Genomic DNA, 25,846 nt, shown 5'->3' with positions numbered 1-25,846 from the left:
GGTCTGCTCAGCTGCCCGCGGCGAGTGGTTCGGGCAACGCCGTCGTGCTGGTGTCGCCCCGGAGCCGCTTGAGCACGAGCTCGGCGCTGATCAGGCACATCGGCAGACCGATCCCCGGCGTCGTCGACCCGCCGGCGTAGTAGAGCCCCTCGACCTTGGAGCTGACGTTCTTGGCACGGAACATCGCACTCTGCCGGAGGGTGTGGGCGGGCCCGAGGGCCGTGCCCTTCCAGGAGTTCAGGTCGTCGGCGAAGTCGGCCGGGCCGATCGTGCGGCGCACCCTCACCCGCTCGGCGAGGTCGGGGATTCCGGCCCAGTCGGCGATCTGGGCGATGGCGGTGTCGGCGAGGTGCTCCACCGTCGCATCACCCTCACCGTCGACGCCGCCGTGCCCGATCGACGGATCGGCCGGGATGGGCACGAGCACGAAAAGGTTCTCCATGCCGTCGGGCGCCACCGTGTCGTCGGTGGCACTCGGCCGGCAGACATAGAGCGACGCGGGGTCGGGAACGGTCGGCTGATCGCTGAAGATCTTGCCGAAATCGCCCTTCCAGTCCTTCGTGAAGAACAGGGTGTGGTGCTCGAGCTCGGGCAGTTCGCCCTCCACCCCGAGCAGCACCAGCAGTGCGCTCGGGCCGGCCGTGCGCTTCTCCCAGTACGACTCGGGGTAGCTCTGCAGTTCCGGCAGGAGCATCCGCGTCTCGGTGTGCCAGAGGTCGGCAGTCGACACCACGATGTCGGCCTCGAGCGAGTGCGCCCGGCCGGATTCGTCGGTGTAGTGCACGCCGCCCACATGGGGCCTCGTCGAAGGATCGCCCTCGGGTTCGGGCGCGACTGCGGTCGACGCCTCCCCGGCGAGCACCCGCCTGAGCTCGTCGCGATCGATGACGTTCGTGTCGAAGGCGGTGGTCTCGTAGTCGTAAGGGTCTTCGGGCTCCGGCGCCGCCACCACCTTCGCGTCGGCGGCCATCACGATGCGCGTCACCTCCGCCCCGGTGATGATCGACACGCCCTCGCGGCGGGCCACCCGCGCCACCGCGTCGATCACCGTGGACAGGCCGCCCTGGGGGTAGAGCACACCGTCGTCCAGGTCGAGATGACTCATGAGGTGGTACATGCTCGGAGCGGCATATGGCGAGCTGCCGAGGAACACGGCGGGGTAGCCGAGCACCTGCACGAGGCGCGGGTCTTTCACCGTGCGGCCCGCGAAGGCGGCGAGCGGCTCCGAGAGCAGGCGCACCAGCCGCGGCAGGCGCTTCACCACGGGCGCCACCAGCAGCGGCGTGTACTTCTCGAACGTCGTGTAGAGGAAGTGGTCTTTGGCGAGCTCGTAGGTCTCGCGGGCCGAGTCGAGGTACCCCGCCATCCGCACCCCGGAGCCCGGTTCGAGCGATTCGAACAGCTCGAGGTTGGCCTCCCGGCTGCCGGCGAGGTCGATGTGGTTCTCCTCGCCCTCGAAGTACACGCGGTACCCGGGCTCGAGCTTCACCAGGTCGAGTTCGGCAGCGGCGCTCGTGCCGAGCAGCTTGAAGAAGTGGTCGAAGACCTCGGGCATGAGGTACCACGACGGGCCGGTGTCGAAGCGGAACCCGTCACGCTCCCACAGGCCGGCACGGCCGCCGAGGGTGTCGTTCTTCTCGAGCAGGGTCACCGTGTACCCCTCGCGGGCCAGCAGTGCGGCGCTCGCGAGCCCGCTGATGCCGCCGCCGATCACGATCGCGGTCTTCTGCGCATCCGTCACTCGATCAGATCTCCCTAGCCTGTTGTCGGGCGGCTCCTGAAGGGCGCTCCTGCGGCACCCGGCCGAGCGCCGCTCCCACGGCTATTCTCACCTTGACCGGGTTCGGAACCCGGATGCGCGTCGCGGCGAGTACGGATGCGGGGGTGCGGCGCAGCCGCTCGGTCAACTCCTCGAACAGCCGTTGGGCCAGCACGACGGCTCGACGGCTCGACGGGGGCAGGGCGCTCAGGCACGACCTGGCGATGCGCAGGTCGTCGTCGATGCCGGCGACGATCCGGCGCTTCTCGGCCTCGCTGAACGTCTTCACGTCGATACCCGGGAAGTAGCTGCGACCGAGCGCCTCGAAGTCGGCGGCGAGGTCGCGCAGGAAGTTGATCTTCTGGAAGGCGGCGCCGAGATGACGGGCGCCGTCTTCGAGCCGCGCCCGTTCGGCCGGGGCCGTGGGCACGCCGTCGAGGAAGGCGGCGAGGCACATCAGGCCCACCACCTCGGCCGAACCGTAGACGTAGTCGTCGAACGACTCGGGCGTGTGCTCGCGCTGCGACACGTCGGCGCGCATCGACCTGAAGAAGGGGACGGTGAGGTCTTGGCCGATGCCGACCCGCCTGGCGGTGTAGCCGAACGCGTGCACGACGAGATTGGTGCTGTAACCGCAGGCGAGCGCCTCGTGCGTCTCGCGTTCGAGCGCGTCGAGGCGCGCGGTGATCTCCGCCGCGTCGAGGTCGGCGGCGGCGGCGACCCCGTCGACCACCTCGTCGGCGAGCCTGACCAGGGCGTAGATGTTCTCGACGTGCTGACGCACGGTGGGTGCGAGCAGGCGCGAGGCGAGCCCGAACGAGGTGGAATAGCGGCGGATGACGATGGCCGCCGTCTCCATCGCCACCCGATCGTAGAGGTCGGGCTGCCGATCGACGGCCGCGCTGCCCCCGCTGCCGGGGCCGTCGTTGCCGCGTGCGCTGCTCACAAGGCTCACCGTACGCGACCGAGCACCGAGGCGACCACCGGACGGAACTCGTCGCGCACGGCGGGGGTCAACGACTCGTCGGCCAGCGACTCCCAGGCGCGGTTGGCGTGATCCCGCGCGAGCGCCTCGGCGAACCGTCTCGACCCGGTCTGCTCGAGAACACCGCGGATGCGCTCGGCGTCGTCGGCCGTGAGGTCGGGCGAACCGAAGAGCGAGGCGACCGAGGCCCACTCCGGGCGGGTCACCGCGTGGGCGAGCAGTACCGTGCTCTTGCCCTCGCGCAGGTCGCCGAGCGCGGTCTTGCCGGTCTCGCTCTCGTCGCCGAACACCCCGAGGAGGTCGTCGACGATCTGGTAGGCGATGCCGATGCGGCGGCCGAAGAGCCCGAGAGCCCGGACCGCCCGGTCGTCGGCCCCGGCAAGCACCGCCCCCGCCCTCAGCGGAGCTTCGAAGGAGTACTCGGCCGTCTTCAGCCGCTCCATCTCGACGATCTCGTCGACGGCCGGGGGATCGGAACGCAGCGAGAAGTCGACGTCGAGCAGCTCCCCCGCCGCCGAGACGAACATCGCCTCGTCGAGGATGTCGTGCAGGCGGCTGCGCAGCAGCCCGTCGACCCCCGACCGGTCGATCATGCGGAAGGCGTTGAAGAGGGCGAGGTCGCCCGCGATCACCGCGACCGACATGCCACGGTGCTCGGCTATGGGCAGCGGGATGCCCGCCGTGGTCGCGAGGTCGCGGTAGCTTCCCGAGACGTTCGGCCCGCCCCGGCGCACGAAGTCGCGGTCGATGACGTCGTCGTGGACGATGAGCGCGGTGTGCAGCAGTTCGAAGGCCGCGCCGATGTGGGCGGCGGCATCGAGGTCGGTGCCGCCGAGGGATTCGTAGGCGGCCATGACCATGCGCGGACGAAAGCGCTTGCCCCCGGAGGAATTGCGCTCGAGTGTCTGCCAGAGCGCGGCATATGGTTTTCCCAGAGCTTTCGCCCGATAGTGGGAGTCATCGAAGAAGGCGCGGAGCACACGATCGACCTGATGCTGACGGCGCTCCGAGACGGCGGCCAGATCGGGAGTATCCACGGCTCTCACGTTACACGGCAAACTGGTAATAAAGGAGAATAGTGAAATGACCACGACTCCTGAGCAAGTGATCCTCCTCTCCGACGACGGATCCCCCATCGGCGTGGCCGACAAGCACACCGTACACACCGACGACACCCCCCTGCACCTCGCCTTCTCCTGCCACGTCTTCGACGACGAGGGCCGCGTGCTCGTCACCCGCCGCGCGCTCACCAAGGTGACCTGGCCCGGGGTGTGGACCAACTCGTTCTGCGGTCATCCGGCGCCGGGGGAGTCGTTCGACGACGCCGTGGTGCGTCGAGCCGAGCGCGAGCTCGGGCTCGAGATCGAGGGCCTGGAACTCGCTCTCCCCGACTTCCGCTATCTGGCGATCGACGCATCCGGAATCGTCGAGAACGAGATCTGCCCGGTCTTCACCGCGCGGGCCGCGGGCCCCGTCTCGGCGAGCCCCGACGAGGTCGCCGAGTGGCGCTGGGCCGACGCCGCCGAGCTCGGTCTCGCCGTGTCGCTCACCCCCTGGGCGTTCAGCCCCTGGCTGGCGCTGCAGCTCCCGCAGCTCGGCCGACGCTAGCCTGAGGGCATGGCAGAGATCGACCCGCAGGCGGCCGACGCCACGATGGCCTCCGACCTGGGGCGGCGCATCTCGGCACTGCGCAAGCTCGAGGGTCTCACTCTGGTGAAGCTCGCAGCTCTCACCGAGCTCTCCCAGCCCTTCCTCTCGCAGATCGAGCGCGGCAAGGCCCGCCCGAGTATGGCCTCGCTGCACCGCATCGCCCAGGCGCTCGGCACCTCGACGCCGATGCTCCTCTCGTCGGCCTCCGAGTCGGCCTCGGCGAGCGCGCAGGCCGAGATCGACACCGAGCTGGTGAGCCTCGTGCGCGCCGACGAGGGCTCGATGGCGGAGCAGGACACCGGTCAGGCCAAGGCCCTCGTGGCCGGCGAGCGCGCGATGCACCCGATGGAGTTCGTCACCCGGCTCACCGACTTCGAGGAATATTACGAGCATCCGCATGCCGAGTTCATCTACGTGATCTCGGGCGTGCTCGAGGTCGATCTCGCCGACCAGGGAATCCACGTCCTGCAGGCCTCCGACACCCTCTATTTCGCCGGGGGAGTGCGCCACCGCTGGCGCGTACGCGGACTCTGGCCGGTGCGACTGCTCATGGTTCAGGCCGGCCGTTCGCATCAATAATCTATGCAAGAAGTTTGACAGAAGTAATAAAGTCGACCCCAGCGCGAAACAGGCCAGTAATACATCGTCCCCAGTATTGACTTCATCAATACTGCTGAGGAGGCCCGATGGGCGACGCGATGGTGGAGTTCGACAGCCTGTCGATGACCTTCCCCGACGGAACGACGGCGCTGCGCGACGTCGACATCCGCATCGAGTCGGGTGAGTTCGTCGCCCTGCTCGGCCCGTCGGGGTGCGGCAAGTCGACGCTGCTGCGCCTCGCCTCCGGGCTCGAGACGGCGACCGGGGGAGCGACGCGGGTGGCCACCCGACAGATCGGCTACGTCTTCCAAGACGCGACACTGCTGCCCTGGCGCACGGTGCGTCAGAACGTCGCCCTGTTCGCCGAGCTCGACCACCTGAGCGCCGCCGAGACCGCGGCCCTGGTCGACGACGCGCTCGACCGGGTGGGCCTCGCGGGCTTCGCCAAGCACCGCCCGCACCAGCTCTCCGGCGGCATGAAGATGCGCGTGTCGCTCGCCCGCTCGCTGGTCAACCGCCCCGAGCTGTTCCTCTTCGACGAACCCTTCGGCGCGCTCGACGAGTTCACCCGCGAGCGGCTCAACGACGACGTGCGGAGCCTGTTCGTGCGCGAGCGCTTCACCGGCATGTTCGTCACCCACTCCATCCCCGAAGCCGTCTACATGTCGACCCGGGTGGTGGTGATGGGCGCCCGTCCCGGTCGGGTGATCGGAGAGTTCGCGGTGCCCTTCGCCGACACCCGCGACGAGCACACCCGCTACTCACCCGAGTTCGCAGCGCTCGCCACCGACATCTCCGACTGCCTGAAGGGGGCGATGGCATGAGCGCCGTCACGGATGCGCGCCGCCGCAGGCCCCGCGCGCGGGCTCTCACCGTGGGGCTCCCCGTCGCTTTCGGCGTGCTCTTCATCGGCCTCTGGTACCTCACCAGCGCCTTCCTCCTCTCGCCGTCGCGCCGATTCATCCTGCCCACGCCGCACGAGGTGCTGGTCGAGGCCTTCCTGACCCCGAAGAACCTTGTCGCCCTGCTCGGACCCCTGTGGACCTCGACGGTCATCGCGATGGTGGGTCTTCTCATCGCCGCAGTGATCGGCATCGTCACCGCCGTGCTGATGAGCCAGGCGAAGTGGGTGGAGATCACCCTCTTCCCCTACGCGGTCGCGCTCCAGAGCGTGCCCATCCTCGCGATCGTGCCGCTCATCGCCTTCGCCATCGGTTACGGGTTCGAGAGCCGCATCCTCGTGGTGGTGCTCATCAGCCTGTTCCCGATCATCACGAACACCCTGTTCGGCCTGCAGTCGACCAGCCCGCAGATGCGGGAACTGTTCACCCTCAAGCGGGCCGGCCGGTGGACGGTGCTCACCAAGCTCCAGTTCCCGGCCGCACTGCCCGCTCTGTTCACCGGCCTCCGCATCTCGGCCGGCATGGCGGTGGTGGGCTCGATCGTCGCCGACTTCTTCTTCCGCAAAGGCGACTCCGGCATCGGCCTGGTCATCGACACCTACCGCAACCAGCTGAACGGCGAGATGCTCTACGGCGCCATCATCCTCGCCTCGCTGCTCGGGCTCGCCGCGTTCTGGTTGTTCGGGCTGCTCTCACGGCTCGTCGTCGGGCCGTGGTACCGCCCGAACGCGCGCTGACCTGGCGCTTTCCCCTTCGCCTCCGCTTCGACCCACCCCGCACCATCCGCGCACCGCCCACACCTGAGGAGTCCCATGCCCCACCGCACCCGCATCCGCCTCGCGACCGGCGCCGCCGTCGCCTCTGCAGCACTCCTGCTGACCGCCTGTTCATCGTCGGCCCCCGCCGCCCAAGACGCCGAGGCCGCCGGCGGCGACGGCGCCCTCGGCGCCTGCCCGTCGACGGTCGTGCTGCAGACCAACTGGTTCCCCGAGCCCGAGCACTCCGCCGCGTACGCCCTCATCGACCCCGCCACGGCCACCATCGATGCCGACGCGGGAATATACTCCGGGCCGGCGATCGCCGACCCCGACATCACCGTCGAGGTGCGCGCGGGCGGACCGTTCATCGGCTTCCAGCAATCGACGGCCCTGCTCTACTCCGACGACTCGATCATGCTCGCCATGATCGACACCGACGAGTCGGTCAAGCTCTCGAAGGACCAGCCCACCAAGGCGGTCTACACGCCGCTGCAGAAGAATCCGCAGATCCTCTTCTGGGATCCCGAGAAGTACGACTTCGCCGGGCTCTCCGACATCGCGGCGAGCGACTCGACCGTGCTGTACTTCCAGGGCGCCACCTACATGGACTACCTGATCGCCCAGGGCGACGTGCGCGCCGACCAGGTCGACGGATCCTTCGACGGCTCGGTCACCCGCCTGGTGGCCGGCGAGCCCGTCGTGATGCAGGGGTACATCACCCAGGAGCCGCACCGGCTGAAGTACGACTTCCCCGACTACGGCCGCGACGTCGACACGCTTCTGATCGCCGACTCTGGCTACGACATCTACCCCGCCGCCTGGTCGGGCAAGCCCGAGGTCATCGAGGCTCAGAGCGACTGCCTCGCGCAGCTGGTGCCCGCCATGCAGCAGGCGCAGATCGACTACATGGAGTCGCCCGACGCGGTGAACGCGGCCCTCACCGACTACCTCGTCGACATCGACCAGTTCTTCCAGATCTCGCCCGAGCTCGCCCAGAACGTCCACGACGTGCTGCGCGACGAGGCTCTCGTGACCGACGGCACCGACGGGGTGTTCGGCTCGTTCGACCCCGAGCGGATGGAGCGGATGACCGGTGTGCTCACCGACATCTACTCCGGCACCGACGTGGAGGTCGCCGACGGCCTCGTTGCCGACGACATCTACACCAACGAGTTCCTCGACACCTCGATCAGCTACACCGAAGGCAAGTGACGACAGTGCGCATCCGTTCCATCACCCCGCTGCCGCTCCGGCTCACCACCGACTACTCCACGATGACCTGCTTCGTGGTGCGGGTGGAGACCGACGAGGGGCTCGTCGGCTGGGGGGAGAGCTGCGACTGCTTCGGCATCTCGCACCCCGCCGTGCTCGCCGCCATCGTCGACGACGTCTACGGGCCCGCGCTCGTCGGTGTCGGGCTCGACGAGGCGAGGGTGGCGCTGGAGCGGGTGCGCACCGTCACCCGCCGCACACTCGGCGACCAGTTCGGCGCCGCCCAGTCGCGCAGCGCCGTCGCCATCGCGCTGCGCGATCTGGAGGGCAAGGTCGCGCAGCGCTCGGTCTCGGCCATGCTCGGCCGGGTGAAGGACAGCGTGCGGGTCTACGCCGGCAACAGCCACTTCCTCGAGACCAGGGAGGCGGGCGCGCACCTCGAGCTGCTCGGGCCCCTGCTCGAGCGGGGCGTGTCGATCGTCAAGATGCGCATCGGGCTCGATTGGCGGAACGCCCTCCGGGTGCTGGCCGACCTCCGGGCCGCGCTGCCCGAGACCGTCGAGATCACCGTCGACGGCAGCGAGTTCTTCTCCGTGGCGGAGTCGATCGAGATCGCCAGGCGGCTGGGCGGGCTCGGGGTGGGCTGGTTCGAGGAGCCTGTTCCCGCGAGCCGCCTCAGCGCCATCAAGCGGGTCGTGGCGTCGTCTCCGGTGCCCGTCGCCTACGGCGAGCACTTCTTCGGCACGGAGTACGCTCTCGACGCGCTCGAGCTCACCGGGATCTCCGTGGTGCAGCCCGACGCGTCGATCTGCGGAGGCGTCGACGAGGCGCGCAGCATGGCGGTCGCGGCCCTCGGGCGCGGGGCACGCGTCGTGATGCACCTCCACGGCGGACCGGTGACCGTCGCTGCCAACGCCCACGTGGCGGCATCGGTGGAGGGGGTGGAGGTGATCGAGTACCCGTTCCATCTCTCACCGATGCTGAACCGGGTGGCCCCCGGAGCGGGGTTCGGTGTCGACGCCATCGTCGACGGACGCGTCGCGGTACCATCGGGTCCCGGCCTCGGAATCGAGATCGACGAGTCGGTCATCGACGAGGCGCACCGCGCCTGGAAGGAGCAGGTGGCGTGAGCGACACGGCGAACGGCCAGCGGATGCTCGGGCCGGGAAGCCGCGTGCTCGTCACGGGCGCACGGGGCAAGGTGGGCCGTGCCGCGGTCGACGCGCTCGTCGCCGCCGGCTTCGACGTCACCGCCACCGACATCGCCCGCCCCGTCTACGACGCCGATGCCTCGAACGCGGTGCGCTACGTGCAGGCCGACCTCACGAACGGCGCCGACGCGTTCTCGGTGGTGCGGGGGATGGATGCCGTGGTGCACGCCGCGGGAATCCCCGAACCGACGAAGAACACACCCCACACCGTGTTCCTCACCAACGTCACGGCGGCGTTCAACGTCGTCGAAGCCGCAGCACACTCGGAGGTGCGCCGGTTCGTCAACCTCTCGAGCGACTCGGTGTCGGGGATGACCTGGGCACACCGGCCCGTCGCCGCACGCTTCTGCCCCATCGACGAGACGCACCCCGACCTCGCCCACGACGCCTACGGGCAGTCGAAGCGCGTCTCCGAGGTGCTCTGCGACGGGCTGGTCGGCCGCTCCGACGCGACGGCGGTCTCGATCAGGCCCACCTGGGTGCTCACGCCCGAGAGCTACGCCGCGAACCTCGCGCCGTTCTTCGCCGACCGCGACCTGTCGAGCGCGGTGTTCTGGGCCTACATCGACGTCGCCGACCTCGCCGAGCTCATCGTCGCCGCTGTGGGCCGGGCCACCCCCGGCCACGAGGTGGTGTACGCGGCGGCCGCCGACAACATCGGCGGGCGCGATCTCGCGTCCGAGATGGCGCGGCTGCACCCCGAGGTGCCGCTGCGAGAGCTCACCAGGGTCGACGCCTCGGGCATCAGCTCGGCCAAGGCCGAGCGGCTGTTCGGCTGGCGGGCGACCCGTTCGTGGCGCGACCATCTCGATGAGGACGGGCATCCACTCGGCTGAGCCGCTCCCCGAGGCGGATGCCGCACCACCCCCGTCGGCGGCACAGAGGCGCGGGCGGGGCGTGTGGGATGCTGGTCGCATGGACGCCCACGACATCCGTAACCGCTACCTCGCCTTCCTCGCCGAGAACGGCCACACGGTCATCGACCGGGCACCCCTGGTGCCTCGCGGTGACACCTCGACGCTGTTCAACGGCAGCGGCATGCAGTCGTTGCTGCCGTACCTGCTCGGCGAGGAGCACCCCGAGGGCGAGCGGCTCGTCGACTCGCAGCCCTGCGTGCGCGCGCAGGACATCGATGACGTCGGCGACAACCGGCACACCACCTTCTTCGAGATGCTCGGCAACTGGTCGCTCGGCGACTACTTCAAAGAGACGCAGATCAGGCAGTTCTTCACCTTCCTGGTCGACATCGTCGGCCTCGACCCCGAGAACATCTACGTCACCTGCTTCATCGGCGACGCCGAGAACGGCATCCCGCGCGACGACGAGGCGGCCGGCATCTGGGCACAGGTGTTCGCCGAGCGGGGCATCTCGAACGGCATCGTCGAGATCGGCTCGCAGGCCGACGGTGACGCTCGCGGAGTGCATGCCGGAGAACGCATATTCTTCTACGACGGCGGCGAGAACTGGTGGTCGCGGGGCGGCTCGCTCGCCGCGACCCCCATCGGCGACCCGTGCGGTCCCGACAGCGAGGTGTTCTACGACTTCGGGCCGGCGCATCAAGACCCGTCGTACGGCCTGGCCCACCCGGCCAGCGACGGTGGACAGTTCATGGAGATCGGCAACCAGGTCTTCATGCAGTACCGCCGCCTCGATGACGGCTCGTTCGAGGAGCTCGCCCGGCGCAACGTCGACTTCGGCGGCGGGCTCGAGCGCATCGCCGCGGCGTCGCTGGGTTCCGACGACGTGTTCCGCATCTCGCTGCTCTGGCCCATCATCGAGACGCTGCAGACCCTCACCGGGAAGTCGTACGACGACGAGACCGCCGCCATGCGCATCATCGCCGACCACCTGCGCGGCGCCACGTTCCTCGCCGTCGACGGCGTGCGGCCCTCGAACAAGGAGCAGGGCTACGTGATGCGCCGGCTGCTGCGCCGCGCCATCCGGCTGGCCCTCTCGCTCGGGCTCTCGGAGAACTTCTTCGCCACCGTCGTTCCCGTCATCGCCGACCTGTACGCCGACGACTACCCCGAGGTCGCCGCGTCACGCGACGAGGTGATCGCGGTGCTGGTGAAGGAGGAGAACTCGTTCCGCCGCACGCTCGAGGGCGGTTTGCTGGCGCTCGGGGAGTACGAGGGACAGGTGCTCGGCGGGGCCGACGTGTTCCGGCTCTCCGACACCCACGGCTTCCCGAAGGAGCTCTCGGTCGAAGAGGCGAGGCGGCTCGGCATCGCGGTCGCCGACGACTGGGAGGCCGGCTTCGCCGAGGCGCTCGAGGAGCAGCGTGCCCGCTCCCGCGGCGCGACCCGACTCGGGGCCGCGGGCCTGCCCGGCGGCGCGGCGGCGGCCCCCTCCGCCTGAGTCCGCCCCAGCCCCCCAGCCCGAGCGGCGGCTACTCGCCGAACGACTCCTCGCCCGCGTCGTCGCCGGCGTCGTCACCCGTGCGGGAGACGTCGGTGCGGTGGAAGTTGAGGTGCGAGCGCGAGGCGGTCGGCCCACGCTGGCCCTGGTAGCGGGAGCTGTACTGGCTCGACCCGTACGGGCGCTCGGTGGGGCTCGAGAGCTGGAAGAAGCACAGCTGACCGATCTTCATGCCCGGCCAGAGCTTGATCGGCAGCGTCGCCACGTTGCTGAGCTCGAGGGTGACGTGCCCGGTGAACCCTGGGTCGATGAAGCCCGCGGTCGAGTGGGTGAGCAGGCCCAGCCGCCCGAGCGAGCTCTTGCCCTCGAGCCGCGCCGCGATGTCGTCGGGCAGCCCGACCCGCTCGAACGTCGAGCCCAGCACGAACTCGCCGGGGTGCAGGATGAACGGCTCGTCTGCCTTGGTCTCGATGAGCCGGGTGAGTTCGGGCTGGTCGTCGGCCGGATCGATGAACGGGTACTTGTGGTTGTCGAACAGCCGGAAGTACCGGTCGAGCCGCACGTCGATCGACGACGGCTGCAGCATGGCGGGCTCGTAGGGCTCCAGACTCACGCGGTTCTCGCGGATCTGGGTTCGGATGTCGCGGTCGGAGAGCAGCACGCAGTCAGTGTATGGGGTGTGCGCTCCGGCGTGCGGTGTGATCGTGCCGGGCGGCGGCTGTCAACCCCGGTGCGGGTGGCGTCGTGCCGCCGTGGACTGGGAGCATGACGATCCGAACCCGACACCTCCGCCACCGCCCGCTGACCGTCGCGGCGGGCCTGCTGCTCGTCGTCGGAACCGCCGCCGGGCTCTCCGCCTGCAACGGCGGCGCCCAGACCGAGTACCCGGAGCGCACGAGTTCGGGCACACCGGTCGCCCCGAACGACGAGGTCACCCCGCTGCCCGACGACACCGCCTCGCCGAGCAGCACCCCATCGCCCGTTCCCACCACCGTCGACGACTCGGGCACGCAGGACGGCGGCTCCGACTGAGCGGCGTGAGCACCCGGGCCGACGCCGACGTCGCCGTGGTGGGCTCCGGCCCGAACGGCCTGGCGGCAGCCGTGACCATGGCCCGCGCCGGTCTCTCGGTGCGGGTGTACGAGCGTGCCTCGACCATCGGCGGGGGCGCCCGCACCGCCGAGGTGACCCTGCCGGGCTTCCGGCACGACATCTGCTCCGCCGTGCACCCGCTCGCGCTCTCCTCGGGCTTCTTCAGGTCGTTCCGGCTGGAGGAGCGGATGCGCCTCGCCGTTCCCGAGATCTCCTTCGGCCATCCGCTCGACGGCGGGCGGGCAGGAATCGCGTTCCGCGACCTCGGCCGAACCGCCGACGCCCTCGGCGCCGACGGGCGTGCCTACCGACGGCTCATGGAACCGCTCGTGCGCCGCGCCGACGAGGTGGCTCAGTTCACCGGATCGAGTCTCGTGAGGCTTCCCGCGCATCCGCTCACCGCCGCCCTGTTCGGGCTGCGGGCGCTCGAACAGGGGTCGCCGCTGTGGAACCTCCGGTTCGGCGACGAGGTCGCGCCGGCGATGCTGAGCGGGGTCGCCGCGCACAGCATCCTGCCGATGCCGAGCCTCGGAACCGCCGGGGCCGCACTCTCGCTCGGCGTGCAGGCGCACGCTCGCGGGTGGCCGGTGCCGATCGGGGGGAGTCAGGCGATCGTCGACACGATGGTGGCCGACCTGCTCGAGCACGGCGGCGAGATCGTGACGGATGCGGAGGTGCGGCGCCTCGACGACGTGCGGCCCGCGAAGGCGGTGCTGCTCGACGTCGCACCCGTGAACCTCGCCCGCATCGCCGCCCAGGAGCTGCCGCGGCGCTACCTCGCGGCACTGCGACGGTTCCGCTACGGCAACGCCGTGGCGAAGACCGACTTCGCACTCAGCGGGCCCGTGCCGTGGGCGAACGAGGAGCTGCGGCGAGCGCCGACGGTGCACGTGGGCGGCACACGCGCCGAGATCGCGGCAGCGGAGCGCGAGGTCGCCGCCGGGCGGCATGCAGCGTCGCCGTACGTGCTGGTCTCGCAACCCTCGATCGTCGACGAAGAGCGAGCCCCTGCGGGCGGCCACGTGCTGTGGGCGTACACCCATGTGCCGAGCGGGTCGACCCACGACCAGACCGAGGCGATCACGCGGCAGATCGAACGCTTCGCGCCGGGTTTCCGCGACCTCGTGCTCGGCTCGGCCTCCCGCACGGCGACCGAGTACGAGTCGTACGACCCCAACTACATCGGCGGCGACATCGCCGCCGGAGCCGCCACCTTCGGCCAGCTCATCGCCCGGCCGACCCTGTCGCTCGACCCCTGGTCGACGCCCGCCCGCGGGGTGTACCTGTGCTCGTCGTCGACGCCCCCCGGGCCGGGTGTGCACGGCCTGTCGGGCTGGTACGCGGCGCGACGGGCACTGGCGGCGGTGTTCGGCATCCGTACCCCGCCGTCGCTGGCACCCCACCCGAACAGATCGGAGTCACCGTGTCGACCAATGTGAACGTGTTCTCCTGCCCGCCCGAGCGCGTCTTCGAGGTGCTCGCCGACGGCTGGCTCTTCCCCGTCTGGGTGGTGGGCGCCTCGCGCATGCGCGACGTCGAGGAGGCCTGGCCCGCCGAGGGCAGCAAGCTCCACCACTCCTTCGGGGTGTGGCCCGCGGTCATCGACGACGAGACGACGGTGCTCGAGTGGAACCCACCTCACCGCATGGTGATGCAGCCCGCCGGCTGGCCCATCGGCGAGGCGCGCGTGACCATCACGGTGAAGCCGCGCGGCCCGGGATGCGTCGTGCGGCTCGAGGAGCACGCCTCCCGGGGCCCCGGCACCCTCGTGCCGGCACCCCTGCTCGACATCCCCCTCCACATCCGCAACACCGAGACCCTCCGCCGGCTCCGCTACGTCTCCGAGCGCTGAGGTCCGCGAGGTCCGAGAGGTTCGCTAGAGGTCGCGCCTCCCGTCAGCGCGCAGCGTCGCGAAGAACGCTGCCGCCGCCCGGCGCAGCGAGCCCTCGTCAGCTGGCCGAGGTGCCTCACGATCGAGCAGATCGAGCTCCCGCAGAGCGAACCGCTCGGAGCGGCGGAACGAGTTCAGCGCGCTGGTGTTCACCATGGCGCGAATCGTGACCTCCCGGAGCGGCCTCGGAGCCCGCTCAGCCCACGGTGCCGCGCTCGCCCCGGCGAGAACCACTGCTGCGGCCATGGCCGCGGCCGTCGGGGGCAGCTGTACCAGCCACGCGCTCGCGGCGAGACACAGCATGGAGACGTTGATGGCGATTGCGCTGAGCAGCGCGGCGATCGAACTGCTCCGACTGAACGACGTGAGCCCGACGTACACCGCCAGTCCGTCGAAGTAGGCAACGGACGCAGCGATCACGAACAAAGCGGCCGCACCTCCGACGCCCGTGACCGGGAGTTCACCGACGCTGACCACGAGCGTGAGCACCGCGATGAGCACGGCGATCACGACGACGCCGCCGGGCAGGAAGGCGAGCCGCGCCGTCCATCCCACCCGGGTGGCGCCGGCCCGCGCTCGATCTCGCGTCTTCTCCGCGGCGGCCCGTCGGCGGTCGTTGTCGAACACCAGCAAGCGCCCGACCAAGCCGGCCAGCACGACGACGAGTGTCGCCTGGGGAAGGAACGCGAACAGCACCCCCAGCTGGGACGGATGCCTGAACAGCGCGGGCACGACCCACACGGTCGAGCAGATCGTGCCGACGCCGATCATCACCGCGATCCCCGCGAACCATCGGCGATACCGCTGCGGGAGTCCGTCCAGGAGCGCTTCGCCGGCGTAGGCGGCTATGACGAACCCCAGCAGCACGGTGGCGTAGAGCCCGTACGACGCCCCGAGCTGCCCGACGAGCACCCCGCCGCTGTCGACGATCCACGCCGCGACCCGTGAGCCGTCGCCCTCCGAGACGATCCAGCACGCCGCCAGCACGGTCACGAGAAGAAAGACGGAATAGGCCGCCATCTCGCGCAACACCTCCCCACTCGAACGAGGAAGCAGCTTGATCGTCTCAGGGCGCTTGGTCATGCCCGACACGGTAGAGCAGACCGGCGACGCCAGACCCCTGCTATCCTCGGGGGAGCACCACACGCGGATGTAGTTCAATGGCAGAACTTCAGCTTCCCAAGCTGATAGCGCGGGTTCGATTCCCGTCATCCGCTCCGACAGGGCGTTGCGACGCCCGCATCCGAAGGCGGGCCGCGGCCCGCATCAACCGTGAATCCACGCTCCATCGGCGAGGAGTTCGCGTAACTCCTCGATCAGGCGCGCGGTGTGGAACCCGTCGGCGACCGCGTGGTGAACCTGCACCGCCAGCGGGAGGAGGGTGCGGCCCTCGCGCACCGTGTACCGGCCGAGGGTGAAGATCGGAGCGACGTGGTCCGCTCCACCTTCGACGTTCAGGGTGAATCCCGTGAACGACGTCCACGGCACGCTCGACACGTCGAAGGTGTTCCCGGGCGGCGCGCCCTGAGGGAAGAACTCGGTCGACCCGGCGTACTCGGCGATCGTCGCCGTGGCGGCATCGTGGAAGGCCGCGAAGTCGGGGTCGAACGGCACCCACAGGCACGAGAACGTCTCCCGCTCCGGGTGGAAGACCGTGAACGCCGGATGCACGACGCGCCACACCGCAGGGTCTCCGGTCTCGCCGAGGGTCATGCGGAACTCGTCGTGGCGGTTCACGACGGAGGCGATGGCCCAGATCTGAGCGACGTACGCGCGACGGTCCGCCGTGCGGACTGCGCCGACGAACTCGCTCACGTCGATCTCGACGGTGATCGCGTAGGTGCACGGAACGACGTGGCGGTAGTGCTCGAAGTGCTGACGCCGGGGCCAGTCGGCGAGATCGATCGGCACGGGGTTCTGCATCGACTCATCATCGCAGCACGACCTGGAGCGGCTCGAGTTCGCCCCCACCCGCCTCGGCCCGGGGAGGGCCACAATGGAGGGATGAGCAAGACAGTCGCACGGCCCTCGGTGGCCCGCACGATCGGGCGCATCGCGCTCGGGTCCGCCCTGGTGTTCGCGGGGGTGTCGCACCTCACCTTCGCGCGCAAGGACTTCCAGGCGCAGGTGCCCGACTGGGTGCCGGTCGACGACGACACGGTGGTGCTCGGCTCGGGTGTCGCCGAGATCGCGCTCGGAGCCTCGCTGATCTTCCTGCCGAAGCACAAGCAGGCGGTCGGCAACACGGCCGCGGTCTTCTTCACCGCGATCTTCCCCGGCAACCTGTCGCAGTGGCTGAACGAACGCGACGCCTTCGGGCTCGACACCGACCGCAAGCGCTTCGCGCGCCTGTTCTTCCAGCCCGTGCTCATCGCGTGGGCGGTGTGGTCGACCCGCGACAAGCGCTGATCGACAGAGGTCCACGATAGATTGAGGCCGTGACCCATCGCGTTCTGCTCGACGTCGACACGGGGGTCGACGATGCCCTCGCCATCCTGTTCGCCGTCGCCCACCCCGACATCGAGCTCCTCGGCATCACCTGCGTCGCCGGCAACACCTCGCTGCCCAACGTGGTGGCGAACACCCTCAAGGTGCTCGATGCGGCCGGAGCGCCGCCCATTCCGGTGGCGGGCGGAGCCGTACGCCCCCTCATCGAACCCCTGCGCTCCTCGCACGTGCACGGGGAGGACGGACTCGGCGACCTCGGCCTCGCCCCCTCGACCCGCCCCGTCGACCCCCGGCACGCCGTCGACCTCGCCCGCGACCTCATCCTCGCCTCCGACGGCCCGGTCACCCTGGTCGCCCTGGCCCCCCAGACGAACCTCGCGCTGCTGCTGCGGCAATACCCCGAGGTCGCGCAGAACCTGGAGCGCATCGTGTTCATGGGCGGCTCCGCCAGCGGGGGCAACGCGACCGCGGTCGCCGAGTTCAATGTCTGGCACGATCCCGAGGCCGCGGCGATCGTGCTCGACTCGGGGGTTCCCGCCTTCATGTACGGGCTCGACGTGTTCAACCAGGTCACCATCGACGAGAGCGACGCCGCGCGGCTCACGCAGGGCTCGAGCGTCTCGGGTCGGCTCGCCGGCGCTCTTCTGTCGTTCCAGATGGCCGACCCCGAGACCGCTCCGGAGTCGGATGCCGACGCGGCTGCCGCGGATGCGGCCGACGGTGCGGCCGAGAGCCCCTGGGGTGGCCACATCGGCGACGCCGGTGCCCTCTGCGCCCTCGTCGACCCCGGTGCACTGACGATCGAGAGGCACCCGGTGCGGGTCGAGCTGGCGGGGTTCGCGCGCGGCCAGACGATCGTCGACCGACGACGGCGGTCGGGCGAAGATGCCGTTCACGGCATACACTCCTCCGTGCCCGCCATCGACATCGCCCTCGACGTGGATGTCGACCGCTTCGCCCGCCTCTTCCTCGACACGATCGCCCGTCTGCCATGAGCTCGAACGGCCTGCGTCTTCCCGAACCCGTCGATCCCGTCGAGTTCGCAGCCGACCGGGCCGCCGAGCACGGGGTGCCGCTCGCCGACGGCCTCCCGCCGGCAGCCGAGGTGCGGAGCGGGGTCTGGGTGCTGCCCCAACCCACGCCGGGCAACGGCATCCCCCAATACACCCTGAGCTACGCCATCTTCGACGCCGCCGGAGGCGTCCATCTCGTCGATCCGGGCTGGGACACCGACGAGAACGCCGGGCGGCTCGCCGCGTTCCTCGCCGACCGGGGCGCGAGACTCGACGATGTCGCCTCCGTCACCGCCACCCACCTGCATCCCGACCACCTCGGCCTCGCCGAGCGCCTCCGCCGGGAGACGGGCGCCCGCGTGCAGCTGCACGCCCACGAGCAGGAGGCCGCGCGACGCCTCGCCGCCTCGTCGCTCACCGCGGTGGAGACCGCGACCGCGCGACTCGACGGATGGGGCGTGCCATCGGCAGAGCGCGACGAGCTGATGGCGGTGGCACGGGTGGCTGCCACCGCAGGCCCCCGCACGACCGAGGTCAGCACCGGTGTCGGCCCGGCCGGCTTCACCGCCGACCTGCTGCTCCGCGACGGAGACCTGCTCGACGTGGCGGGCCGGCGCATCGAGGTGCTGCACACCCCCGGTCACACCCCGGGCCACCTCGCCCTCGTCGACCACGACGACGAGCTGCTGTTCACCGGCGACCTCGTGCTGCCGACCGTCTACCCGGGCCTCGGCCTCGGCGGACCGGCCGACGACCCGCTGGGCGATTACCTGCGCTCGCTCGATCGTGTCTCGGGCTACGACCGGCACGAGGTGCTCCCCGGCCACGGCTACCGCTTCACCGGCATCGCCGAGCGCTGCGCCGACATCCGCGAGCACCACCTGAAGCGCTCCCGCGAGATCGCGGCCCTTCACGCCGAGCATCCGGAGTCCTCCGTGTGGCAGCTCGCCGCGCACGTCAGCTGGACAGCCGGCTGGGCGAACCTGCATGGCTTCTACCGCGTCTCGGCCCTCAGCCAGACCGCCCTGCACCTCACCCATCTGCAGCGGGCGGAGGCAGCGGCATGAGCGAGCTCGTCGACATCCCCTCACCCGGCTGGCCGCTCGAGTTCGGTGTTCCCGGCCGCGCCGGTGTGGTCATCGTCCACGACGAGTACGGCCGGCTTCCCTACCTCGAGTCGTACGGCACGGCCCTCGCCGCGCAGGGCTTCCACGTCGTCGTGCCCGACCTCTTCGACGGCAAGGCCGCCGTGCACGAGGCGGGCGCGGCCGAGCTGGTCGCCCGCGTCGACGAGGGCTTCGCCCAGGCGACCCTCGACGACGCCATCGGGTTCCCACGCGCCGCCGGGGCCACCCGCGTCGGCGTGATCGGGCTCGGTCTCGGCGGCAGGCTCGCGCTGCGGGCGGCGCAGAGCGGGGCAGCGGATGCCGTGGTCACCTACTACGCCACGCTCGGCGACGACGAGGGCGGCATCATCCCCTGCCCGGTGATGCTGCACCGGGCAGCAGGCGACGAGTTCGACGCCTTCGTGAGCCGCGTGAAGGAGCACGGCACCCCGGTGACCCAGCACAGTTACGCCGCGTCGTCCGGCTTCGCGAACGCGACGGTCGCAGAGCTCGTCGACCCCCAGGCCGCCGCACTCGCCTTCGCCCGCTCGGTCTACTTCATGCAGGCCCAGCTGCTCGACTGACGACCGCGGCGTGTAGCGTGTGCCCGTGACCGCATTCGCACCCGAGGTCGTCGACGCCGTGCTCCGGCACATGAACGACGACCACACCGACGACAACCTGCTCATCGCCCGCGCCTTCGTCGACCCCTCGGCCGACGCCTCGACGATGACCGGGTTCGACGGCGACGGGGGAGTGTGGGAGGTGACGACCGGGGGCACGGCACGCACCGCATCCGTCGCCTGGCCGGCCGGCCCGATCAGCGAGCGGGCCGAGGTGCGCCGCGAGATCGTCGCCCTCTACGACGAGGCCTGCGCCGTACTCGGGGTGGAACCGCGCTCTCACGACCGCTAGGTTAGGTGATACTAACTTCCACTCGACTAGCTGGGAATGAACACATGGCCGCAGTGATCCCCTTCTCTCAGGCTCTTCGCGAGCGCACCTGGTCGGGCCACGGCGACAGCGAGGGCGCCGGCTTCATGACCGACCTGATGAGCGGCAAGGGTTCGAAAGACGACTACATCGCCCTGGTCGCCCAGCACTACTTCATCTACGAAGCCCTCGAGGCAGCCGCCGACCGCATGAAGAACGACCCCGTCGCCGCCGCGTTCATCTCGCCGAAGCTCACCCGGCTGCCCGCCATCGAGGCCGACCTCGAGTTCCTCCTCGGCGCCGAGTGGCGCGAGCAGATCGAGCCGCTGCCCACCACGCAGCGCTATGTGAAGCGCATCGAAGAGGTGGCCGCCACATGGAACGGCGGGTTCATCGCGCACCACTACACGCGCTACCTCGGCGACCTCTCCGGTGGGCAGATCATCCGCACGCTGATGCAGCGGCAGTTCGGCTTCGAGACCAACGGCGTGGGCTTCTACCTGTTCGGCGACATCGCGAAGCCGAAGGAGTTCAAGGAGATCTACCGTACCCAGCTCGACGCCGTCGACTGGGACGACGCCGAGCGCGATCGCGTGATCGACGAGGTGCTCGTCGCCTACCGCTTCAACACCGAGCTCTTCCTCGACCTCGCCGACGCCAAGGCCGCCCAGGTCGCTTAGGGCCCGGGGCCTAGGCGGCGGGCGCGGCCGTCGGTGAAGCGGGCAGCGCCGGCGCGCCCGATCCGCCCGCGGCACCCGGCCCGCGCGTCGCTCCCGCCGCGAGCACCACGGCGCTCCGCCCCCGCGCGCGCGTCACCGCGACCAGTGTGAGCACGAGCCCGATGGCGGCGAAGACGACGAGCACCAGCGCCTCCTGAGCGGCCACCGCCGCCGACCCTCCACCGATGAGCGCGTGCATTCCCGTGATGGCATGCGACAGCGGCAGCAGCTGCGCGAGCCCGGTGTAGAACGGCGAACTGAGCCCGTTCGGGATGATGACGGCGGCAGCCGCCACCTGCACCACCACCAGCGCGAGCGACACCAGGCGTCCCGCCTGCCCGAACAAAGCGACGAGCCCCTGGTGCAGCATCACGAAGCTCACCGACATCACCGCCGAGAACAGGATGGCGCCCATCACGTGAAGCGGATGCGCCCCCACCGCGAACAGCACGACCGCCACCACGGCAGCCTGCACCAGGGCGAGCGCGGCGGCGGGGACGAGGGCGGCGACGACGACGCGGAAGGTCGACGCCGTCGAGGCCAGCTCGCGGCGGCTGAACGGCGTGAGCAGCAGGTAGATCGCGAACGCGCCGATCCACAGGGCGAGCGGGACGGCGACCGCGGCGATCGCGGCCGCGGGGGTGGGCAGCGCGTCGATGTCGCTCTGCTGCGTCACCACGGGGGTGGCCGCGACCGTGGAGATCGAGTCCTGCTGCTCCTTCGTGTAGCTCGGAACGGCGGCGGCGGCCTCGGAGAGACCGGAGGCCAGCTTGCCCGTGTTGGTGGCGAGCTCCGTTCCGCCACCGGCGATGCCCGAGGCGGCCGTGGAGAGATCGCCGAGGCCCTTCGCCAACTCGGCCGTGCCGGAGGCGAGCTTCTCCGTGCCGTTCGCCACCTCGGTGAGCGTCGAGGTGAGCAGGGGTAGGTCTTGGGCGAACTCGGCGGCACCTCCGCTCACCTGGTTCGAGAAGTCTTCGAGCGCCGTCACCCCGAGCGCGTCGAGTCCGAGCCCGAGGGTCACGCCGAAGCTCTGCACCCGTATTCCTGCCGCCGTGGACTGCAGCTCGCCGAGACGGGACTGGATCTCCTCATCCGTGAGACCGGGCACGGCGTCGCTCAGGGCCGCGATGTCGCTCTCGAGCTGTTGCTGCTGGGCGTCGATGCCGTAGCTCTTCGCGGTCTCGTCGGCAAGGCGCTGCTTGAGCAGCCCGATGCCGTCGGTGACCCCGGTCGACCCGACGGCGATGGCGTCGGCGTAGACCGGCAGGTCGGCCGTGCCCGTAGCGATCTGGCGCATGCCGGTGTTGAGCGCCTGCACGGCCGTGTCCAGCCCCGCCCCACCCTGCGCCGCGCCGGCCATTCCGGTGGCGAGCTGGTCCTGATATCCGGCGAGCGTGTTCGCCCCCGAGGCGAGCTGCCCGGCCCCGTTCGCCGCCTCGGTGAGCTGTCCGTTCAGCTCGGTGAAGCCGCCGAGAAGACCGGTGACGTACTGTTTGGTCGCCGTCTGCGAGATCGTGGCCTGGAGATTGGCCGACAGGGCACTGGCGAGGAGCTCGGTGACGTAGCTGCTCGCGCCGTTCGTCTGCACCTGCACCTGTGCCTGCACGGGATCGCTCGTGGCGATGGAGACGTAGTCGGCCGAGAACTGCTGAGGGATCGTGACCACGGTGGCGAACTCGCCCGACGACAGGCCCACAGCCGCGGTGTCGGGGTCGGTCACCGTCCAGGAGAAGCCCTGGCCGGCCGTTCCGGCGGTGAGCTGGCTGACGAGGAGCTTGCCGGCGGCGACGGGGGAGCCGGTTCCGCTGCCGTCGGAGGCCGCGGGGGTGACCGTGGTGCCGTCGACGTAGACGATCTGGTCGAGGTTGACCACGGCCGCGGGCAGGCTCGGTGAGGTCGCGCCGGCCGCGTCGGAGCTCGAGCCGCCCGAGCCCGAAGCGCTCGTGCCGGCCTCGGCCCGCAGCGCCGTCACGGCCACCCCGGCGATGAGCAGGGGCGTCAGCACGGCGAGCACGATCGCGATACGGCGCGCGAGCGGTGAGAGGCCGCCGCTGTCGCCGCGTCTGACGAGGGAGCGGAGCTTCGTCATGCTGTCACCTCCTGTCGGGGCTCGGTGGGCGGGTTCTGGTCGGGGTCGTCGGGGGAGTCGCCTCCTCGCTGCGGCCCCGGGTCGTCGGGGGCCGGGCCGCCACCGCGTCCCGATGGTGCGTCGAGGGCCGCCTGGTCTCCCGGAGCGCCATCCGGTGCCGCCGGCAGACCCGGCAGGCCCGGCAGCGCCCGCGGCTCCGGACGCACCGCGGCGAGCTCCACCACCTGCACAGGACGGGTGCCCGCCTCGAGCCGCGCCCCGTGGTGGGCGACGACGAGCGTGGCGGTGAGCGGCAGTGCTGCGTCGACGATCGAGAGCGCGTGCTGCAGGTGGGCGGTGGGGATGCCGGTGCCGTCGACGGCGACGAGCCCCACCTTGGCGGTGGCGCGCCCGCGCCGGTCGGTCACCGTCGCCGCGGCGGCCGTGGCCTCCGCGAGCTGGCGCATCCACTCCTCCGCGAGAGCTCCGCCCCAGAGCTCAGCGAGTTCCTCGCCGAGCTCGCGCTGCAGCCGCTCCTGCACCCTCCGTGCGACGGCGGGCAACGAGCCGAGCGGGATGCGGTCGGCCAGCAGGTCGTCGTCGACCGGCCGCGCCACGAGCACGCTGTGGCGGCGCAGCTCGGCCGCGTGCACGGGGAGGGGGCGGTCGAGCACGCGCAGGTGGCCCTCGAGCAGCCGCTGCCTCCCGGCCATCGCGGCGACGACGGCCTCGGGGTGGGTGCCGACCGCTCCGGTCACGATCACCAGGTCGCCCGCCTCGGCGCGCACGTCGAAGGGGGCGACGAGCTCGCCTTCGGCGGCGGACTCGACGACCGCGCGCTCCGCGGCCACGGCGAAGGGCGGCGCGTCGGGCGCGGGCAACGGACGCCACCGCACCGCGTCGAGCATCTCGCGCACGCCCTCGCCCTCGAGGTCGACGTTCGGCAGGATGCGCGCCAGCCGCTTCGGGATGGCCCAGCCGAGCTTACCGAGCAGCATCATGAGTGCCGGGATGAAGGTCATGCGCACGAGGAAGGCGTCGATGAACACGCCCGCCGCGAGGCCGAGGGCGATCGGCTGCAGCACGGCGTTGCCGCCCGGCACGAAGCTCGCGAACACGGCGAACATGATGCAGGCGGCAGCCGTCACCACCCGGGCGGCTCCCACGAAACCGTGGCGCACCGAGAAGTGGGCGTCGCCGGTCTCGCTGTACACCTCGCGCATCCGCGACACCAGGAAGACCTGGTAGTCCATGGCGAGGCCGAACAGCACCGCCATGAGGAGGATGGGGAAGAAGCTGATGACCGGGCCCACCTTGGCCACGCCGAGCACATCGGCGAGCCAGCCCCACTCGAACACCGCGGTGACGATGCCGAACGACGCAGCCACCGAGAGCAGGTAGCCGATGGTCGCCGAGATGGGCACTGCGAGGGAGCGGAAGACGATGGTGAGCAGGATGATGCACAGGCCCACCACGACCACCGCGAACGGCAACAGGGCGTCGGCGAGCCGCGCCGACACGTCGATGCCGAGCGCGGTCTGCCCGGTCACCTGGTAGCCGAAGCCGTTCGCCTTCTCGAAGGCGGCTTCGCTGTCACGGATGCCGTGCACCAGCTGCTCGGTGGCGACGCTGTCGGGCGAACTGTCGGGGATGATCGACACGATGAGCATGTCGAGAGTGGCATTCGGCAACGCCTGGCTCACGCTCGCGACGTCGGGGAGGCCGGTGAACTGGTCGTGCAGCGCGGTGCGGGCCGAGTCGAGGTCTGTCACCGCGGCGATGTCGGCGGTGATGAGCAGTGGCCCGTTGAAGCCGGGGCCGAAGCCCTCGCTCAGCTGGTCGTACCCCTCGCGCGACATCGAGCCGCTCGGGTCGTACCCGGCGTCGGGCAGCGTGAGCCGGAGCGATGCGGCGGGGAGCGCGACGACGACCAGCCCGATCACCACCACGGCGACGGTGATGACGGGCTTGGCGGTGGCGAGCGCCACCCAGCGCGCCCCGAGCGTGGTCTTCTTCGCGTGCGGGTCGGCGGACGCGAGCTCGCGCCGAGCGGCGCGCGAGGTGGGCTTCGGGATGAGGCGCCGACCGAACAGGCCGAGGATGGCGGGAAGCAGGGTGAGTGCCACGACGACGGCGATCACGACCGAGATGGCGGCGCCGATGCCCATCACGGTGAGGAAGGGGATCTGCACCACCGAGAGGCCGAGCAGGGCGATGATGACCGTGAGACCTGCGAAGACGACCGCGCTGCCCGCGGTGGCCACGGCGGTGGCGGCCGATTCCTTCGGGTCCATGCCGTGGATGAGCTGGGTACGGTGCCGCGCCACGATGAACAGGGCGTAGTCGATGCCGACGGCGAGTCCGAGCATCGTGGCGAGCAGCGGCGCCGTGGAGGAGATGCTCACGAAGCCCGACGCGATGGTGATGGTGGTGGTCGTGATGGCGACGCCGATCACCGAGGTGACGAGCGGCATGCCGGCTGCGAGCAGTGAGCCGAAGGTGATGAGGAGCACGACGAAGGCCACCAGCAGGCCGATGGCCTCGGTGTAGTCGACCCCGGCCTCCGGCGGGTCGGTGACCCCGGAGAAGTAGACCGTGACCCCGTCGGTCGCCGCCTTCTCGCCCGCGGCGACGATCGCCTCGTTCTCGGCCTCGCTCAGCTGGGAGCTCGCGACGTCGAGCTGCACGGTCGTGTACGCCATGCTGCTGTCGTCGTTGACCTGCGCCGACGCGTTGGCGTCGAACGGCCCCGTCACCATCGACACGTGGTCGACCGAGCCGAGCGCGGTGACGGATGCGGCGATCTGGCTCTCGAAGGCATCGATCTTCTGCCCCGACGGCGGCACGTAGATGACCTTGGCGCTGCCCCCCGAGGCCTGCGGGAAGCGCTGGTCGAGCATGTCGATGGCCTGCTGCGACTCGGTGCCTGGGATGGCGAAGGAGGAGCTCATGGTGCCGCCGAGCGCGCCGGCGCCGCCGACGAACAACCCGAGCAGCACCACCCATCCCACTATCACCGCGATGCTCCGATGCGCGGCGAAGCGCCCGATCCTGTACAGCAGCGTAGCCATGTGCCCCTCCCCTCTGAGGGTATCGGTCACGCAGCACCCCGTCGGGGCCCGGGAGTCCCCCCCTTAGTGG

At 70.5% G+C, this 25,846-nt stretch carries 25 protein-coding genes and 1 tRNA gene; 18 read left to right on the top strand and 8 right to left on the bottom strand.

From position 1 onward, the window contains the following. Positions 1 to 7 precede the first annotated feature (7 nt). From crtI to ABFY20_RS00380, 3 genes are read right to left on the bottom strand one after another with little or no spacing between them, the layout of a single operon-like run. A complete protein-coding gene (crtI, locus tag ABFY20_RS00390; RefSeq protein ID WP_368497961.1) occupies positions 8 to 1,741 on the bottom strand; it encodes a phytoene desaturase family protein in 1,734 nt (577 codons plus the stop codon). Positions 1,742 to 1,745: 4 nt separating this feature from the next. Further along, positions 1,746 to 2,705 (bottom strand): phytoene/squalene synthase family protein, encoded by a 960-nt coding sequence (locus ABFY20_RS00385; protein WP_368497960.1) that lies wholly within the window; start codon positions 2,703 to 2,705, stop codon positions 1,746 to 1,748. Between the two features lie 5 nt (positions 2,706 to 2,710). Beyond that, entirely contained in the window at positions 2,711 to 3,781 is a 1,071-nt protein-coding gene (locus ABFY20_RS00380) for a polyprenyl synthetase family protein (RefSeq protein WP_368497959.1), read from the bottom strand. Positions 3,782 to 3,827: 46 nt separating this feature from the next. On the opposite strand from ABFY20_RS00380, the gene idi reads away from it, so the two are divergent. The 8 genes from idi to ABFY20_RS00340 all read left to right on the top strand — a co-directional run bounded on the left by idi (position 3,828) and on the right by ABFY20_RS00340 (position 11,435). Continuing rightward, entirely contained in the window at positions 3,828 to 4,352 is a 525-nt protein-coding gene (gene idi, locus ABFY20_RS00375) for an isopentenyl-diphosphate Delta-isomerase (RefSeq protein ID WP_368497958.1), read from the top strand. 9 nt (positions 4,353 to 4,361) lie between these two features. Next, a complete protein-coding gene (locus ABFY20_RS00370; protein ID WP_368497957.1) occupies positions 4,362 to 4,973 on the top strand; it encodes a helix-turn-helix domain-containing protein in 612 nt (203 codons plus the stop codon). Between the two features lie 107 nt (positions 4,974 to 5,080). Further along, positions 5,081 to 5,818, top strand: coding sequence for an ABC transporter ATP-binding protein (locus ABFY20_RS00365; RefSeq protein ID WP_368497956.1), 738 nt, complete (start codon positions 5,081 to 5,083; stop codon positions 5,816 to 5,818). Continuing rightward, the gene (locus ABFY20_RS00360; protein WP_368497955.1) at positions 5,815 to 6,633 is read left to right on the top strand and encodes an ABC transporter permease; all 819 of its coding nucleotides are present in this window, start codon (positions 5,815 to 5,817) and stop codon (positions 6,631 to 6,633) included. The genes ABFY20_RS00365 and ABFY20_RS00360 overlap by 4 nt, the downstream gene beginning before the upstream one ends. 75 nt (positions 6,634 to 6,708) lie before the next feature. Then, a complete protein-coding gene (locus ABFY20_RS00355; RefSeq protein WP_368497954.1) occupies positions 6,709 to 7,866 on the top strand; it encodes a hypothetical protein in 1,158 nt (385 codons plus the stop codon). After that, positions 7,863 to 8,996 (top strand): mandelate racemase/muconate lactonizing enzyme family protein, encoded by a 1,134-nt coding sequence (locus tag ABFY20_RS00350; RefSeq protein WP_368497953.1) that lies wholly within the window; start codon positions 7,863 to 7,865, stop codon positions 8,994 to 8,996. Before ABFY20_RS00355 ends, ABFY20_RS00350 begins: the two co-directional genes overlap by 4 nt. Further along, entirely contained in the window at positions 8,993 to 9,913 is a 921-nt protein-coding gene (locus ABFY20_RS00345; protein ID WP_368497952.1) for an NAD-dependent epimerase/dehydratase family protein, read from the top strand. The genes ABFY20_RS00350 and ABFY20_RS00345 overlap by 4 nt, the downstream gene beginning before the upstream one ends. Before the next feature lie 79 nt (positions 9,914 to 9,992). Beyond that, on the top strand, positions 9,993 to 11,435 hold the full coding sequence (locus tag ABFY20_RS00340) for an alanine--tRNA ligase-related protein (RefSeq protein WP_368497951.1): 1,443 nt from the start codon (positions 9,993 to 9,995) through the stop codon (positions 11,433 to 11,435). A 31-nt stretch (positions 11,436 to 11,466) separates the two neighbouring features. Here ABFY20_RS00340 and dcd read toward each other — a convergent pair whose 3' ends face one another. Then, positions 11,467 to 12,096 (bottom strand): dCTP deaminase, encoded by a 630-nt coding sequence (gene dcd / locus ABFY20_RS00335; protein WP_368497950.1) that lies wholly within the window; start codon positions 12,094 to 12,096, stop codon positions 11,467 to 11,469. 104 nt (positions 12,097 to 12,200) lie between these two features. Between dcd and ABFY20_RS00330 the strand changes: the two genes are divergently transcribed. Genes ABFY20_RS00330 through ABFY20_RS00320 form a run of 3 tightly spaced genes read left to right on the top strand, consistent with a single transcriptional unit; the run spans position 12,201 to position 14,379 of the window. Continuing rightward, a complete protein-coding gene (locus tag ABFY20_RS00330) occupies positions 12,201 to 12,467 on the top strand; it encodes a hypothetical protein (RefSeq protein WP_368497949.1) in 267 nt (88 codons plus the stop codon). A gap of 5 nt (positions 12,468 to 12,472) precedes the next feature. Further along, positions 12,473 to 13,966: a phytoene desaturase family protein gene (locus tag ABFY20_RS00325; RefSeq protein ID WP_368497948.1), complete on the top strand. Its 1,494-nt coding sequence runs from the start codon at positions 12,473 to 12,475 to the stop codon at positions 13,964 to 13,966. Beyond that, positions 13,951 to 14,379 carry an SRPBCC domain-containing protein gene (locus tag ABFY20_RS00320; RefSeq protein WP_368497947.1) on the top strand — a complete coding sequence of 143 codons (429 nt, stop codon included), beginning with the start codon at positions 13,951 to 13,953 and terminating at the stop codon, positions 14,377 to 14,379. The genes ABFY20_RS00325 and ABFY20_RS00320 overlap by 16 nt, the downstream gene beginning before the upstream one ends. Positions 14,380 to 14,403: 24 nt before the next feature. Here ABFY20_RS00320 and ABFY20_RS00315 read toward each other — a convergent pair whose 3' ends face one another. Next, a complete protein-coding gene (locus ABFY20_RS00315; RefSeq protein ID WP_368497946.1) occupies positions 14,404 to 15,501 on the bottom strand; it encodes a hypothetical protein in 1,098 nt (365 codons plus the stop codon). A gap of 63 nt (positions 15,502 to 15,564) precedes the next feature. On the opposite strand from ABFY20_RS00315, the gene ABFY20_RS00310 reads away from it, so the two are divergent. Then, positions 15,565 to 15,635, top strand: a tRNA-Gly gene (locus tag ABFY20_RS00310). Between the two features lie 49 nt (positions 15,636 to 15,684). Here ABFY20_RS00310 and catA read toward each other — a convergent pair. Then, on the bottom strand, positions 15,685 to 16,341 hold the full coding sequence (gene catA / locus ABFY20_RS00305) for a type A chloramphenicol O-acetyltransferase (RefSeq protein ID WP_368497945.1): 657 nt from the start codon (positions 16,339 to 16,341) through the stop codon (positions 15,685 to 15,687). An 81-nt stretch (positions 16,342 to 16,422) separates the two neighbouring features. Here catA and ABFY20_RS00300 point away from each other — a divergent pair, with 81 nt between their 5' ends. The 6 genes from ABFY20_RS00300 to ABFY20_RS00275 are packed head-to-tail and all read left to right on the top strand — an operon-like array spanning position 16,423 to position 20,598. Next, positions 16,423 to 16,827, top strand: a complete 405-nt coding sequence (locus ABFY20_RS00300) for a hypothetical protein (RefSeq protein WP_368497944.1) — start codon at positions 16,423 to 16,425, stop codon at positions 16,825 to 16,827. 29 nt (positions 16,828 to 16,856) lie between these two features. Next, complete coding sequence (locus ABFY20_RS00295; RefSeq protein WP_368497943.1) at positions 16,857 to 17,861, top strand: nucleoside hydrolase; 1,005 nt, start codon at positions 16,857 to 16,859, stop codon at positions 17,859 to 17,861. Further along, on the top strand, positions 17,858 to 18,946 hold the full coding sequence (locus ABFY20_RS00290) for an MBL fold metallo-hydrolase (RefSeq protein ID WP_368497942.1): 1,089 nt from the start codon (positions 17,858 to 17,860) through the stop codon (positions 18,944 to 18,946). Before ABFY20_RS00295 ends, ABFY20_RS00290 begins: the two co-directional genes overlap by 4 nt. Next, positions 18,943 to 19,569: a dienelactone hydrolase family protein gene (locus ABFY20_RS00285; RefSeq protein WP_368497941.1), complete on the top strand. Its 627-nt coding sequence runs from the start codon at positions 18,943 to 18,945 to the stop codon at positions 19,567 to 19,569. The genes ABFY20_RS00290 and ABFY20_RS00285 overlap by 4 nt, the downstream gene beginning before the upstream one ends. Before the next feature lie 25 nt (positions 19,570 to 19,594). Then, the gene (locus ABFY20_RS00280) at positions 19,595 to 19,900 is read left to right on the top strand and encodes a DUF2470 domain-containing protein (protein ID WP_368497940.1); all 306 of its coding nucleotides are present in this window, start codon (positions 19,595 to 19,597) and stop codon (positions 19,898 to 19,900) included. Positions 19,901 to 19,944: 44 nt separating this feature from the next. Then, on the top strand, positions 19,945 to 20,598 hold the full coding sequence (locus tag ABFY20_RS00275; protein WP_368497939.1) for a heme oxygenase (biliverdin-producing): 654 nt from the start codon (positions 19,945 to 19,947) through the stop codon (positions 20,596 to 20,598). Positions 20,599 to 20,608: 10 nt separating this feature from the next. Here the strand turns inward: ABFY20_RS00275 and ABFY20_RS00270 are convergent, their stop codons facing one another. Further along, entirely contained in the window at positions 20,609 to 22,726 is a 2,118-nt protein-coding gene (locus tag ABFY20_RS00270) for a YhgE/Pip domain-containing protein (RefSeq protein WP_368497938.1), read from the bottom strand. Continuing rightward, positions 22,723 to 25,776 carry an MMPL family transporter gene (locus ABFY20_RS00265; protein ID WP_368497937.1) on the bottom strand — a complete coding sequence of 1,018 codons (3,054 nt, stop codon included), beginning with the start codon at positions 25,774 to 25,776 and terminating at the stop codon, positions 22,723 to 22,725. The genes ABFY20_RS00270 and ABFY20_RS00265 overlap by 4 nt, the downstream gene beginning before the upstream one ends. Between the last annotated feature and the right edge of the window lie 70 nt (positions 25,777 to 25,846).

The sequence above is a fragment of the Herbiconiux sp. A18JL235 genome, from assembly GCF_040939305.1.
In the GTDB taxonomy this organism is placed as follows: domain Bacteria; phylum Actinomycetota; class Actinomycetes; order Actinomycetales; family Microbacteriaceae; genus Herbiconiux.
Note: the sequence above shows the minus strand (reverse complement) of the source record. Positions and strands in the feature narration are given on the sequence as shown.

Excerpts from the sequence above, each read along its gene's own strand:
- ABFY20_RS00270 (WP_368497938.1), bottom strand. The coding sequence starts at position 22,726 with ATGACGAAGCTCCGCTCCCTCGTCAGACGCGGCGACAGCGGCGGCCTC.
- ABFY20_RS00330 (WP_368497949.1), top strand. The coding sequence starts at position 12,201 with ATGACGATCCGAACCCGACACCTCCGCCACCGCCCGCTGACCGTCGCG.
- ABFY20_RS00370 (WP_368497957.1), top strand. The coding sequence starts at position 4,362 with ATGGCAGAGATCGACCCGCAGGCGGCCGACGCCACGATGGCCTCCGAC.
- idi (WP_368497958.1), top strand. The coding sequence starts at position 3,828 with ATGACCACGACTCCTGAGCAAGTGATCCTCCTCTCCGACGACGGATCC.
- ABFY20_RS00315 (WP_368497946.1), bottom strand. The coding sequence starts at position 15,501 with ATGACCAAGCGCCCTGAGACGATCAAGCTGCTTCCTCGTTCGAGTGGG.
- ABFY20_RS00340 (WP_368497951.1), top strand. The coding sequence starts at position 9,993 with ATGGACGCCCACGACATCCGTAACCGCTACCTCGCCTTCCTCGCCGAG.
- ABFY20_RS00365 (WP_368497956.1), top strand. The coding sequence starts at position 5,081 with ATGGGCGACGCGATGGTGGAGTTCGACAGCCTGTCGATGACCTTCCCC.
- ABFY20_RS00300 (WP_368497944.1), top strand. The coding sequence starts at position 16,423 with ATGAGCAAGACAGTCGCACGGCCCTCGGTGGCCCGCACGATCGGGCGC.
- catA (WP_368497945.1), bottom strand. The coding sequence starts at position 16,341 with ATGCAGAACCCCGTGCCGATCGATCTCGCCGACTGGCCCCGGCGTCAG.
- ABFY20_RS00360 (WP_368497955.1), top strand. The coding sequence starts at position 5,815 with ATGAGCGCCGTCACGGATGCGCGCCGCCGCAGGCCCCGCGCGCGGGCT.
- ABFY20_RS00265 (WP_368497937.1), bottom strand. The coding sequence starts at position 25,776 with ATGGCTACGCTGCTGTACAGGATCGGGCGCTTCGCCGCGCATCGGAGC.
- ABFY20_RS00285 (WP_368497941.1), top strand. The coding sequence starts at position 18,943 with ATGAGCGAGCTCGTCGACATCCCCTCACCCGGCTGGCCGCTCGAGTTC.
- ABFY20_RS00355 (WP_368497954.1), top strand. The coding sequence starts at position 6,709 with ATGCCCCACCGCACCCGCATCCGCCTCGCGACCGGCGCCGCCGTCGCC.
- ABFY20_RS00290 (WP_368497942.1), top strand. The coding sequence starts at position 17,858 with ATGAGCTCGAACGGCCTGCGTCTTCCCGAACCCGTCGATCCCGTCGAG.
- ABFY20_RS00275 (WP_368497939.1), top strand. The coding sequence starts at position 19,945 with ATGGCCGCAGTGATCCCCTTCTCTCAGGCTCTTCGCGAGCGCACCTGG.